The sequence below is a fragment of the Peterkaempfera podocarpi genome (assembly GCF_042466665.1).
Classification (GTDB): domain Bacteria; phylum Actinomycetota; class Actinomycetes; order Streptomycetales; family Streptomycetaceae; genus Peterkaempfera; species Peterkaempfera podocarpi.
Genome location: NZ_CP162102.1, coordinates 2,936,424 through 2,948,691, shown reverse-complemented (window position 1 = coordinate 2,948,691; position 12,268 = coordinate 2,936,424). Strand labels below are relative to the sequence as shown.

9 protein-coding genes and 1 pseudogene are annotated in these 12,268 nt (G+C 72.4%); 8 read left to right on the top strand and 2 right to left on the bottom strand.

Going from position 1 to position 12,268, the window contains the following annotated elements; translation table 11 throughout:
- Positions 1-70: 70 nt before the first annotated feature.
- The 7 genes and pseudogenes from AB0761_RS12870 (at position 71) to AB0761_RS12840 (ending at position 7,901) form a co-directional block, all read left to right on the top strand.
- Positions 71-2,724 (top strand): annotated as a pseudogene (locus AB0761_RS12870) (DNA translocase FtsK).
- Positions 2,725-2,917: 193 nt separating this feature from the next.
- The gene (locus AB0761_RS12865) at positions 2,918-3,850 is read left to right on the top strand and encodes a helix-turn-helix domain-containing protein (RefSeq protein ID WP_377269116.1); all 933 of its coding nucleotides are present in this window, start codon (positions 2,918-2,920) and stop codon (positions 3,848-3,850) included.
- A 72-nt stretch (positions 3,851-3,922) separates the two neighbouring features.
- Positions 3,923-5,398: a 30S ribosomal protein S12 methylthiotransferase RimO gene (gene rimO, locus AB0761_RS12860; protein ID WP_377269115.1), complete on the top strand. Its 1,476-nt coding sequence runs from the start codon at positions 3,923-3,925 to the stop codon at positions 5,396-5,398.
- 86 nt (positions 5,399-5,484) lie between these two features.
- Positions 5,485-6,117, top strand: a complete 633-nt coding sequence (gene pgsA, locus AB0761_RS12855) for a CDP-diacylglycerol--glycerol-3-phosphate 3-phosphatidyltransferase (RefSeq protein WP_377274061.1) — start codon at positions 5,485-5,487, stop codon at positions 6,115-6,117.
- Positions 6,118-6,125: 8 nt separating this feature from the next.
- Entirely contained in the window at positions 6,126-6,722 is a 597-nt protein-coding gene (locus AB0761_RS12850) for a CinA family protein (protein ID WP_377269114.1), read from the top strand.
- 183 nt (positions 6,723-6,905) lie between these two features.
- On the top strand, positions 6,906-7,265 hold the full coding sequence (locus AB0761_RS12845) for a helix-turn-helix domain-containing protein (RefSeq protein WP_055585330.1): 360 nt from the start codon (positions 6,906-6,908) through the stop codon (positions 7,263-7,265).
- 162 nt (positions 7,266-7,427) lie between these two features.
- The gene (locus tag AB0761_RS12840) at positions 7,428-7,901 is read left to right on the top strand and encodes a Dps family protein (protein WP_377269113.1); all 474 of its coding nucleotides are present in this window, start codon (positions 7,428-7,430) and stop codon (positions 7,899-7,901) included.
- A gap of 437 nt (positions 7,902-8,338) precedes the next feature.
- Here AB0761_RS12840 and AB0761_RS12835 read toward each other — a convergent pair whose 3' ends face one another.
- Positions 8,339-9,187 carry a DNA-formamidopyrimidine glycosylase family protein gene (locus tag AB0761_RS12835; protein WP_377269112.1) on the bottom strand — a complete coding sequence of 283 codons (849 nt, stop codon included), beginning with the start codon at positions 9,185-9,187 and terminating at the stop codon, positions 8,339-8,341.
- A 44-nt stretch (positions 9,188-9,231) separates the two neighbouring features.
- Entirely contained in the window at positions 9,232-10,206 is a 975-nt protein-coding gene (locus tag AB0761_RS12830; RefSeq protein WP_377269111.1) for an esterase/lipase family protein, read from the bottom strand.
- 669 nt (positions 10,207-10,875) lie between these two features.
- On the opposite strand from AB0761_RS12830, the gene AB0761_RS12825 reads away from it, so the two are divergent.
- A complete protein-coding gene (locus AB0761_RS12825; RefSeq protein WP_377269110.1) occupies positions 10,876-12,186 on the top strand; it encodes a helix-turn-helix domain-containing protein in 1,311 nt (436 codons plus the stop codon).
- Positions 12,187-12,268 lie beyond the last annotated feature (82 nt).

Below are 12,268 nucleotides of genomic sequence, written 5' to 3'. Positions count from 1 at the left end.
GGGCGACACGCCGTCGGAGGCCGTGGCCGACGCGTGTTCCCCAGGTGACGCCCCCGGTACTCTCTCAACCATGGCCACTCGTACGTCCGGAAGCGCCCCGCGCACCCCAGCGTCGGGGCCGCAGAAGAAGAGCGCCTCCGGAGCGTCCGGCAAGGCCGCGGCCAAGCCCGCCGCCCGGAAGACCGCCGCGAAGGCCCCGGCCAAGAAGGCGGCCCCGCCGCCGCCCCCGCCGCCCCGGCCGCTGCTGTTCCGCCTGGTACGGGCCTGCTGGCTGGGGCTCGCCCATGCCGTGGGCGCCCTGTTCCGCGGCTTCGGGGACGGGGCCAAGGGGCTCGACCCGGCGCACCGCAGGGACGGCCTGGGCCTGCTGCTGCTGGGACTCTCCCTGGTGACCGCGGTGGGCACCTGGTTCTCCCCGCAGGGCTGGCTGGGGGTCGGCACCACCGCCGTGGTCAGCGGTGCCTTCGGCCGGCTCGATGTGCTGGTGGCGCTGCCGCTCGCCGCGATCGCCTGGCGGCTGCTCCGTCACCCGGAGCGCCCGGAGGCCAATGGACGGATCATCATCGGTCTCGGCGCACTGACGACAGGCGTACTCGGCCTGGTGCACATCGGCTGCGGAGCGCCCGGTATGCAGACCGGCGCGACCAGGATCCGGCAGGCGGAGGCATCATCGGCTGGGCCGCGTCCCGTCCGATGATGGCGGCCGCGGGACCGGCGCTCGCGGTGCCGCTGCTGCTGCTGCTCGCCTTCTTCGGCCTGCTGGTGGTCACCGCCACCCCGGTCAACAAGATCCCCGAGCGGCTGCTGCTGCTCGGCCGTCGGCTCGGTGTGGTGGAGCGGCCCCCCGCCGCCGACGGCCGGGCGGGCGGACCCGAACGTGAGCACTCGACGGAGCCGCCGGAGGACGCCGACCCCGACGCGCTGCCGTACACGGTGGACGCAGGGGCCGACGCACCGCCCGCAAAGCGCCGCCGCACCCGCCGCAAGCTGCTGCAGGAGCCGCTGCCCGAGACGGCGGACGACGCGCCCTTCGCAACCCGCGACCTGGCCCGGGGGGTGGCGGCCGATCTGCAGGGCGCCGTGGAGTTCGGCGTACCGGGGTCGTCCACCCTGGCGGGCATGGTGCCCAAGGTGGTGGACCGTACCGCACCGCCCGAGGAGCTCGCGGTGCCCGCGGCCCGCAGTGGCGCCGGGGAGGAGAGCGAGGCCCCGGAGCACGGTCCGTCCCCGGTGCGGATGGAACAGCTGCAGCTCTCCGGGGACATCACCTATGCGCTGCCGTCCCTGGACCTGCTGGAGCGCGGCGGCCCGGCGAAGGCCCGCAGCAAGATCAATGACGATGTGGTGGCCCAGCTCACCGGTGTCTTCTCCGAGTTCAAGGTGGATGCTGCGGTCACCGGCTTCACCCGCGGCCCGACGGTCACCCGCTACGAGGTGGAACTCGGGCAGGCCGTCAAGGTGGAGCGGATCACCGCGCTGGCCAAGAACATCGCCTATGCCGTCGCCAGCCCCGATGTCCGCATCATCAGCCCCATCCCGGGCAAGTCCGCGGTGGGCATCGAGATCCCCAACCGCGACCGGGAGATGGTCAACCTCGGCGATCTGCTGCGGTCCCGCGCCGCGGCCGAGGACGACCATCCGATGCTGGTCGGCATGGGCAAGGACGTCGAGGGCCACACCGTGATGGCCAACCTGGCCAGGATGCCGCACATCCTGGTCGCCGGCGCGACGGGGGCGGGCAAGTCCTCCTGCATCAACTGCCTGATCACCTCGGTGCTCGCCCGCGCCACCCCGGACGAGGTGCGGATGGTGCTGGTCGACCCCAAGCGGGTGGAACTCACCGCCTACGAGGGCATCCCGCATCTGATCACCCCGATCATCACCAACCCCAAGAAGGCCGCCGAGGCGCTGCAGTGGGTGGTCCGCGAGATGGACCTGCGCTATGACGACCTGGCCGCCTACGGATTCCGCCATGTCGACGACTTCAACGCGGCGGTGCGCTCGGGGAAGGTGCAGCCGCCGCCGGGCAGTGAGAGGGAGCTGGCGCCCTACCCGTATCTGCTGGTGATCGTGGACGAGTTGGCCGACCTGATGATGATCGCCCCGCGGGACGTCGAGGACTCGGTCGTCCGGATCACCCAGCTCGCCCGGGCGGCCGGCATCCACCTGGTGCTGGCCACCCAGCGTCCCTCGGTGGATGTGGTGACCGGCCTGATCAAGGCCAATGTCCCCTCCAGGCTGGCCTTTGCCACCTCCTCACTGGCCGACTCCCGGGTCATCCTGGACCAGCCCGGCGCCGAGAAGCTGATCGGCAAGGGTGACGCGCTCTTTCTGCCGATGGGTGCCGGAAAGCCGATCCGGATGCAGGGCGGCTTTGTCACCGAGGCCGAGGTCGCGGCCGTGGTGCAGCACTGCAAGGACCAGTTGACGCCCGCTTACCGCGAGGACGTCACGGTGGGCTCCGGGCAGAAGAAGGAGATCGACGAGGAGATCGGCGACGACCTGGATCTGCTCTGCCAGGCCGCCGAGCTCGTGGTCTCCACCCAGTTCGGGTCGACTTCGATGCTGCAGCGCAAACTGCGTGTGGGATTCGCCAAGGCGGGAAGGCTGATGGACCTGATGGAGTCGCGCGGGATCGTCGGCCCGAGCGAGGGGTCCAAGGCCCGCGACGTCCTCATCAAACCGGACGAACTGGATGCGGTCCTTCTCGAACTACGGGGGTGACCGACGGCCCCCGAACTCGTTCGGGGGATGGGGAACCGCACGGCGGGCTGCTGCGTCAACCCGGTGGGGACGACCTGCCGGGCGGCCCGCTCGAGGGGCTCTGCGCATTCGGTCCCGCCCGGGTTGATAAAGGCTTTCCCACCCCCTCTAGACTGATCTTCCAGCAGGTGGCCAACGCTCGAAAGGCGCCCCAGTGACCATCGGCAAGTCCCCGCTCGGCGACAACCGCCGGTCCGACCCGGCCTCGCCCGGCTCGGCCCCGACCATGTCCGGGGCCTCAGCGCTCGGGCGGCGCAGACCGCCCGTGCCCGCCGCTTTCCAGCCGCCTGCCGATGTCGTGCCCACAGCGGAGCCGATCCCCACGATCGGCCGCATCCTGGCCTCGGCCCGGATCGATGCCGCACTGACCGTCGACCAGGTCAGTGCCGCCACCCGTGTCCGCGTGCCCATAGTGCACGCCATCGAGGACGACGACTACGACCGCTGCGGCGGCGACTTCTACGCCCGGGGCCACATCAGGGCGATCGCCAAGGCGGTCGGTGTCGACGGCGACGCCCTGGTCGCCCGGTACGACGCCGAGCACGGCGGCTCCCCCGCCATGGCCCGCCCCAAGGAGATCTTCGAGGCGGGCGGCCGGCTCCGCGCCGAGCGCCGGCGGCCGAACTGGACGGCCGCGATGGTGGCCGCCATCGTCGCTGTGGTGGCGCTGATCGGCTTCAACCTCGTGAGTGGCCGAAACCACACCCCCGACACCCGGGTGGCCTCCACCCCGCTGCCCAGCCACCGGGCGTCGGCGCCGGCCACGGTGCATCCGACCCCGAACCCCACCCCGCACTCGGAGTCGCCGATCGCCGCTGCTCCGGCGGACAAGGTCACGGTCAAGCTGGTCGCCCAGGACGGTGACAGCTGGGTCTCCGCCATCGACAGCCAGGGCAACACGCTCTTCCAGAAGAACCTGCAGTCCGGCGAGAACCAGACGTTCACCGATCCCAAGAAGATCAAGCTGGTGCTGGGGAACGCGGGCGCCGTCCACCTGTACGTCAACGGCAAGGACCTCGGTCCCGCCGGTCAGAACGGCCAGGTCGTCCGGCTCACCTACACACCCGGTGACCCCGAGGCCGCCTGATCCCGACCCCTGCCCGACCACCGCGCGGCCTCCGGAGACACACCTCCGGTGGTCGCGCGTTAATCTTGCGGCATGCCAGAACGCCGCACTGTCGCCCTTGTCACGCTCGGATGCGCCCGCAACGAGGTCGATTCCGAGGAACTCGCCGGGCGACTGGAGGCCGACGGCTGGCAGCTCGTCCAGGACGCCGCCGACGCCGACGTCGCCGTGGTCAACACCTGCGGCTTCGTCGAAGCCGCCAAGAAGGACTCCGTGGACGCCCTGCTGGAGGCCAACGACCTCAAGGGCCATGGCCGCACCCAGGCCGTGGTGGCGGTCGGCTGTATGGCCGAGCGCTACGGCAAGGAGCTCGCCGAGGCACTGCCCGAGGCCGACGCCGTCCTGGGCTTCGACGACTACGCCGACATCACCGACCGCCTGCAGACCATCCTCGCCGGCGGCCACCATGTCTCGCACGCCCCCCGCGACCGCCGCAAGCTGCTGCCGCTCACCCCGGTCGAGCGCCAGTCGGCCGCGGCCGAGGTCGCCGTCCCCGGCCACGGGGCCCCGGAGGACCTCCCGGAGGGGGTCGCGCCCGCCTCCGGCCCCCGGACGCTGCGCAGGCGGCTGGACGACTCCCCGGTGGCCTCGGTGAAGCTCGCCTCGGGCTGCGACCGGCGCTGCTCCTTCTGCGCCATCCCGGCCTTCCGCGGCTCCTTCCTCTCCCGCCGCCCCGCCGATGTGCTCTCGGAGACCCGCTGGCTGGCCGAGCAGGGGGTCCGCGAGGTGATGCTGGTGAGCGAGAACAACACCTCGTACGGCAAGGACCTGGGCGACATCCGGCTGCTGGAGACCCTGCTGCCGGAGCTGGCGGCGGTGGACGGCATCGAGCGGGTGCGGGTCAGCTATCTGCAGCCCGCGGAGATGCGTCCCGGTCTGATCGATGTGATGACCGGCACTCCGGGTGTGGTGCCCTACTTCGATCTCTCCTTCCAGCACTCCGCGCCCAATGTGCTGCGGCGGATGCGCCGGTTCGGCGACACCGACCGCTTCCTGGAGCTGCTGGAGGGCATCCGCGCCAAGGCGCCGGAGGCAGGCGCCCGGTCCAACTTCATCGTCGGCTTCCCGGGTGAGACCGAGGCGGACCTGGCGGAGCTGGAGCGCTTCCTCACCCACGCCCGGCTGGACGCCGTCGGCGTCTTCGGCTACTCCGACGAGGACGGCACCGAGGCGGCGGGCTACGACGGCAAGCTGCCCGAGGACGCGGTCGCCGAGCGGCTGGCACGGCTCACCCGGCTGGCCGAGGAGATGACCGCTCAGCGTGCCGAGGAGCGGATCGGCAGCGAGGTCGAGGTGCTGGTGGAGTCCGTGGAGGACGGGGTGGTCGAGGGCCGCGCCGCCCACCAGGCACCGGAGACCGACGGGCTGACCACCCTGCTCGGGGCCGTGGACGCCAAGCCCGGGGAGTTCGTCCGGGCCCGGGTGGTCGCCGCCGAGGGCGTCGATCTGGTCGCCGAGCCCGTCGCGGCCGCCACCTCGGGAGACGGCTGTCAGGGGGAGGGCGCGTGACCGACGCATCGGAGGCCGGTGGCAGAGGCGCCCGGCTGGAGGAGGCCGCCAAGGCCCCCGGCGCGGTCGAGGCGGCGGCGGAGGCCATGGCCGAGGGGCACGCTCCCGCCCATGCGCCGCCGCAGCCCGGCGGGTCCGCCGCGGCGCCTCCGGGCATCTGGAACATCGCCAATATGCTCACCATGCTGCGGCTGCTGCTGGTACCGGTCTTTGTGGCGCTGCTCTTCGCGGCCGGCGGCCATGACCCCAAGTGGCGTTCGGTGGCCTGGGCCTCGTTCGCCATCGCGATGATCACCGACCTCTTCGACGGCGAGCTGGCGCGCCGGATGGAGCTGGTGACCGACTTCGGCAAGATCGCCGACCCGATCGCGGACAAGGCGATCATGGGCTCGGCGCTGATCGGCCTCTCCGCCCTCGGCGACCTGCCGTGGTGGGTGACCGTGGTGATCCTGGTCCGCGAGCTGGGCATCACCCTGATGCGGTTCTGGGTGATCAGGCACGGTGTGATCCCCGCCAGCCGGGGCGGCAAGCTGAAGACGCTCACCCAGGGCATCGCGGTCGGCATGTACGTCCTGGAGCTCACCGGCTGGCTGGCCACCGCACGGGCAGTGCTGATGGGGGTGGCGGTGCTGCTCACCGTCGGCACCGGCGCCGACTATGTACGGCAGGCGGTGCAGCTGAGGCGGGCGGGGCTTGCCAGGGCTCGCGCCGGGGCATGATCCACCCCATGAGCACCGCAGAGGCGTCCCGGGACACGGAGGGGTCCGACCCCGCCCGGCAGCTTCTCGCCGCCTTGGGCGCGGCTGGAGCCACGGTGGCGGTGGCGGAGTCCCTCACCGGGGGGCTGCTGGCCGCCGAGCTGGTGGCCGTTCCCGGGGCCTCCAGCACCTTCCGCGGGTCGGTGACCGCCTATGCCACCGACCTCAAGGCCTCGGTGCTCGGCGTGGACGCCGGGCTGCTGGCTGCCGAGGGCGCTGTCCATCCGCAGGTGGCGCTGGAGATGGCGGAGGGCGTGCGGCGGCTGATGGGCGCCGTCTACGGGGTCGCCACCACCGGAGTGGCCGGTCCCGAACCCCAGGACGGCAGGCCGGTGGGCACAGTACACATCGCAGTGGCCGGCCCGCAGGGAAGTACTGTCTCTTCGCCCCTGTTGTCGGGTGGGCGTGCCACAATCCGACGCAAGACGGTGGCGGCAGCGCTCGAGCTGCTCCGGCAGCAGCTGTCACCGCCGGTGGATGCTGCTCCGGTGGTTAGTTCCGGTGGTTCCACCGGGAAGAAGCCAGGTAGCGAAGAAGAAGCGCAGCGCCGGGCGGTGCAGCGTTGAGTGACACAGCGTCGAGCGGAACTGCATGGCACGGGCGACCGCCCGGCCATACCGGGAACCACAGGGGAGGGACCATGCGTACAGCCGAGAGTGAACACGACCTTGGTCCCCGCACGTGAAGCGGGCGAGGCGGTACGGTGGGGACGTGACGTCTCGATCCGCGGTCCGAGGAGGGAGCCACCGATGATCCTGCTCCGTCGCCTACTGGGTGACGTGCTGCGTCGGCAGCGCCAGCGTCAGGGCCGTACCCTCCGCGAGGTGTCCGCCGCAGCACGGGTGTCGCTCGGGTATCTCTCCGAGGTCGAGCGCGGGCAGAAGGAGGCCTCCTCCGAGCTGCTCTCCGCGATCTGCGACGCACTCGACGTCCGGATGTCGGAGGTCATGCGGGAGGTCAGCGACGAGCTGTCGCTCGCCGAGTTGGCCGCCGCCGAGCCGGTGCGTCCGGTGCTGGAGCCCGTTCCGGTCCCCGGCCCCGCCGCCGATCGGATGAGTTCCATCACCCAGAAGACCGCCCAGTCGGCCGTCGACGTGGTCGCTGCCTGACAGCGCTCCACCCTCCGGGCCGCCGCAGACCGGCCCGATTGCTCCGCGGGATGGTGGGCAGGAGCCCCCGTGCCGTGCCGGGGGCAGCCCCCCCGGTGCGAACGAGTCCCCGGTTGCCCGGGGCGGTCACCGGCCGCCCGGGGCGGGAGGAGCTACCCAGAGATGTCTGTCGTCAAGAGCCCGCTCTCCGACAGTGACCGAGAGGTCACCGGTAACGCCCTGCAGACCGCGCTGGTGGATCTGCTCGACCTCTCGCTGGTGGCGAAGCAGGCGCACTGGAACCTGATCGGTCCTCGCTTCCGCTCCGTCCATCTGCAGCTCGACGAGGTCGTCGCCAGCGCACGGACCTTCTCCGACACGGTGGCGGAGCGGGCGGCCGCGATCGGGGTGAGCCCGGACGGACGGGCGGTCACCGTGGCCAAGACCAGCGGACTGCCGGACTTCCCTGCGGGCTGGGTACGCGACTCCGACGTCATCGACTCACTGGTGGACGCCTTCGCGGTGGTGATCGGACGGATGCGGGAGCGCATCGCGGCCACCGAGAAACCCGACCCGGTCAGCCAGGACCTCTTCATCGGCATCGCGGCCGAGCTGGAGAAGGAGGCCTGGATGTTCCAGGCCGAGAGCCAGAGCTGAGAGCCGGCCGGGCCGCCACCGCCGCCTGGGAACCCCCTGTCCGTGATCCGCCCCCTGGGCCTGTGCAGGACCCCGGGGGCCCAAGGAGGCGGATTCATGCGCCGGCTCCCCACGTCGGCCCGTCCAGACGCCCGCCCAGCCGCCTGCCGTCCGTCCGTGAGGCTGCCGCGCCGCAGCCCGGCCGTCTGGGCCCTGGCAGCCGTCCTCTCCGCGTTCTGCTGGTGGCTGCTGCTCGCCGGCCCGGTGCACCGCGGCGGTCCGCAGCTGATGCTGGGCGCCCTGGCCGGGGGCTGGGGGATCAGTCTGCTGCCGGTGCACTGCAACCGCTGGCGCACCGGCCCGCGCCGCAGACCCGGCCGCGGCCGCGGCCGCGGCCGACCGCTGATCCCGCCCTGCCCCGGTCGCGCCGCCGGGGACAGGGCGGCCGGCGGAGCCGTTCAGCGGCGTGGCGGCCCGGCCCGGCGGCTCCGCGGCGGCGGTGACGGCGACGGCGACGGCGACGGTCCACGCTGGCAGGACGGACACCAGTAGCCGACCCGCTCCCGGGAGGCCTCGGCGCGTTCGGTGACGCACACCGGGGTGCCGCAGCGCAGACAGGGCCGGCCGGCCCGGCCGTAGACCCAGTGCTGCCGCCCCGGGCGGGTGTCGCCGGTGGTGATGTGGCCGTGGCGCAGCTTGTTGGCGTCCAGCGCCCGCTGCGCCAGGTCGATCAGCCGGTCGGGCTGCGCCAGCTCGCCGACCGGGGTCCAGGGGGTCACCCCACGCAGAAAGCACAGCTCGCAGCGGTAGACATTGCCGACGCCGGCCATGACGCGCTGGTCCAGCAGTGCCTCCCCGACCGGGCGGCCGGGTATGGCCAGCAACCGGCGCAGCGCCTCGGCGGGGTCCCAGTCGGGGCCCAGCAGATCCGGTCCGAGGTGGCCGACGACCTGTCCCTCGGCATCACTGCGCAGCAGCTCCACCACGGGAAGCCGATAGCCGACGGCTGCGCCTTCCTCGGTGCCCAGCACGGCTCTGATCTGCCAGTCCGGGCCGCCGTCCCAGGGTTCACCGACGGGGTGGATCCGCCACTGGCCGTCCATCCGCAGATGGGTGTGCAGGGTCCAGCCGCCCTCGATCCGGGTCAGCAGGTGCTTGCCCCGCGGGACGACCGCGGTGACCCGCCGTCCGCTGAGGTCCACCGTGGCCAGCCGGGGGACGCGCAGATCGGTCATGGTCAGCACCCGGCCCGCGAGCGCCTCGCGGAGCCGGGTGGCGGCCAGGAACAGAGTGTCGCCTTCGGGCACGCAGTCCATGATGCCGCGTGCCCGAAGGGACCCGGGGTCCGCCCTCAGTGCAGCGGCCCCGTGAGCGGCAGCACCACCTCGCAGGGGACGCTGCGGGGGTTCGCCGGGTCGAGGGCATTGAGCACATCGGTGAGGGCGATGGGGTCGTAGGCGATCTCGAGGTGGTCGGTGAAGTCCACCCCGCACTGGTCCTGCACGGTGATGTTGGTGACGTCGGGGCCGCTGAGATAGGCCGTCCGATAGGGGGTGACCACCTCGTCGTAGCTGGTGACGACGGTGGTGTAGCTGATGCCCGGCACGCTGTCGCCGCCCTGGTTGAGCTTGGTGATGAAGGGCGACCCGACCTGCTGGTCGACCAGTGCGGGGAAGGTGGTGTTCAGCAGGTCGTTCACCGGCTTCAGCAGGTGCAGTACGGTGCCGATCTCGGTGAGGCCGTCCAGGGTGGTGCCATGGCCGCTCGGTGCGAGGCCGACCAGCCGGCGCACCTTTCCGGCCCCGCCGAGGAACTTGGTGTAGTAGCGGGCGACGGCGCCGCCCTGCGAGTGCGCCACCAGGTCGACCTTGGCGGCGCCGGTGGCTGCCAGCACCTGGTCGACGAAGGCCGACAGGGCGTCCGCCCCGTCGGTCAGCGGCCCGACCCCCTGGATCACGGAGTCGGGGGAGGAGCCCCCGTAGGTGAGGGCGAAGACGCAGTAGCCGTTGTTGGCCAGCAGCGGCGCTGCGCCGCGCCAGTTGCTGTTCATATTGCCGAAGGTGCCGTGGACCAGCACCACCGGGTCCGGGTGGGCACTGGAGGGGCGGCAGCTCCAGTTGTTGGCGCCGGGCGGCGGCTCGGTGGGGGTGGTGAACCCTGCGAGTGCGCCACTGGCGAAGTGGGTGTCCACCGGCAGGCTGCCCTGGGCCCGGGCCGGGGCGGCGGTGACAGCGCTGAGGGCGGTGAGGGCGAGGGCGGCAGAGGTGGCGGTGGCGTACAGGCGGAGACTGTGCCGGGTGAGGCGCCGGCGAAGGGTGGCACGCATGGCGGATCCTCTCGGTCAGGGTGCGTACGCAGGGGCGCAGACGGGGCGTATCGGCACCGGTGGCACCCCGGCAGGCAATTGGTGCCGGGGGCGGTCAAGGGAATGGCGGCCGTTGGGTGAGCGACCGCAGTGGCGAGAGGAATTGCAGACGCGGGTAAAGCCTCTCGTCGACTGGCCAGACCGTAGAATCCGGTGATTCCGGGTGTCAACGGAATGGACGGGCGGGCGGTGAAGATGGCGGTCCGCATCGACTTCCGCGGCGGAGAACACTCGCTGCGGCGAGTGTTTCCGTCGACCGGCCGCCGACGGTGCCATTGATCGCAGGGCAACGTCGGACTCCGACCGGCCCTGGCGTCCGACGATCCGTCATGTCGTGCCCTGTTCGGCGTGATCGACCGCGGCGAGGGCGGGCCACCAGCGGGGCTCCATGGGCAATCCGCCGGGCGGCGGGTTGCGGACGGGTGCCCGGGAATGTTTTCGGAAGGCGGCGTTGACACGGTGTCGGGCGGATATCGATACTGCGGCGAAGCCGCGCACCCGCCTTTCGGTATTACGATCCACCGCGTTGCGTAATGCCCGACGAGGGCCGCCGGTTCGGGGGCGTACGGAGGGAGCGGGCCAATGCCGCGGGGAAGGGAAGCCGCAGAGCGCGACAGCACGGGGACGACAGTGGCCGATGTTCCGTACCACCGTCCATGGGCGGCGCTGCCACCGGAGTTCGCGCCCGTGCTGCGCGCGGAGCACCGGCGGCTCAGTGCGGAGATCGTCAGGGAGGTGCGCCGTCAGATACCGGAGTTCGCCAGGCCGCTGGACGGCCAGTTCGGCACCGGTATCCAGTTGGGCGTGGGTCAGGCGCTCGACCAGTTCACCGACCTGATCGCGGACGACGGCGCCGCCCGGGAGGACCGCATCCGGGTGTTCCGTGCCCTCGGCCGCGGCGAACTGCGGGAGGGGCGCAGCCTGGACGCCCTGCAGGCCGCCTACCGGCTCGGCGCCCGGCTGGCCTGGCGGCGCTACTCCGCAGTGGCCGAGCGCGTCGGGTTGAGCGCCGCGCTGCGCGCGGTTCTGGCAGAGGCGATCTTCGCCCATATCGATGAGATCGCCTCAGCCTCGGTGGAGGGCTACGCCGAGGCGCAGGCGGATGCCGCCGGTGCCCGGCAGCGGCGGCGTCACCGGTTGCTGGAACTGATGCTCTCCGGAGCCGCCGCACCGCTGGCGGTGGAGGCGGCCAGGGCTGCGGAGTGGCGCTGGCCGAGGCAGGTCAGCGCCGTGGTGCTGGCCCCGGTGGACCCCTGGGCGGCGGAGCTGCGCACAGCCGCCGCACCGCAGTGGCCCGCCGATGTGCTGTGGGACTTCGAACGGCCGGACGGCCTGGCGCTGATGCCCGATCCGCAGGCGCCCGGCCGGCCGGCGCAGCTGCGGGCCGCTCTCGCCGGGAGGACTGCCGTGGTGGGCCCTGCGGTCGCTCCGGAGAAGGCCGCACACTCGCTGCGCTGGGCGAGGTTGCTGCTGGACCGTCTGGTGGCCGACCAGTCGCGGCTTCAGCCGGTGCCGCAGCTGCTCTTCTGCGACGACCGGCTGGACGCCCTGCTGCTGCTGGTGGACGAGGAGCTGGTGCGGCTATTGGGGGAGCGTCAGCTGGCTGTGCTGGAGCCGCTCACCGTCAAGCAGCGCCGCCGGGTGGAGGAGACCTTGCTGGCCCGGCTGGAGACCAATGGCAGCGGCCCGGAGATGGCCGCCCGGCTGGGCATCCATCCCCAGACGGTCCGTCAGCGGATGCGTCGCGTCGAGGAGTTGTTCGGCCGGGTGCTCGGCGACCCAGCTGTCCGCTTCCCGCTGGAGGTGGCGCTGCGCGGCCGACGGCTGGCGGAGTGCGGGCTGGCCGCGGCGCCCCCGCCGCCGGCCCGGGCCGGCCCCGTCGAGCGGGAGTCCCTGCCGCGGATGCGGGGGGCCGCCCCGACCGCCCTGCACGGACGGTGAGGTGCGGGGCCCCGCGCGGTCGCCCTCCGGACGGCGCGCGGGGCAGGGTTGTCGCTCTCCGCGAGGGGAGCGGAGCCGAGCG

Bases quoted from the DNA above. Each gene is read 5' to 3' on its own strand.
- rimO (WP_377269115.1), top strand. From the start codon at position 3,923: ATGCCAGAACGCCGCACTGTCGCCCTTGTCACGCTCGGATGCGCCCGC.
- pgsA (WP_377274061.1), top strand. From the start codon at position 5,485: ATGGCCGAGGGGCACGCTCCCGCCCATGCGCCGCCGCAGCCCGGCGGG.
- AB0761_RS12850 (WP_377269114.1), top strand. From the start codon at position 6,126: ATGAGCACCGCAGAGGCGTCCCGGGACACGGAGGGGTCCGACCCCGCC.
- AB0761_RS12845 (WP_055585330.1), top strand. From the start codon at position 6,906: ATGATCCTGCTCCGTCGCCTACTGGGTGACGTGCTGCGTCGGCAGCGC.
- AB0761_RS12840 (WP_377269113.1), top strand. From the start codon at position 7,428: ATGTCTGTCGTCAAGAGCCCGCTCTCCGACAGTGACCGAGAGGTCACC.
- AB0761_RS12830 (WP_377269111.1), bottom strand. From the start codon at position 10,206: ATGCGTGCCACCCTTCGCCGGCGCCTCACCCGGCACAGTCTCCGCCTG.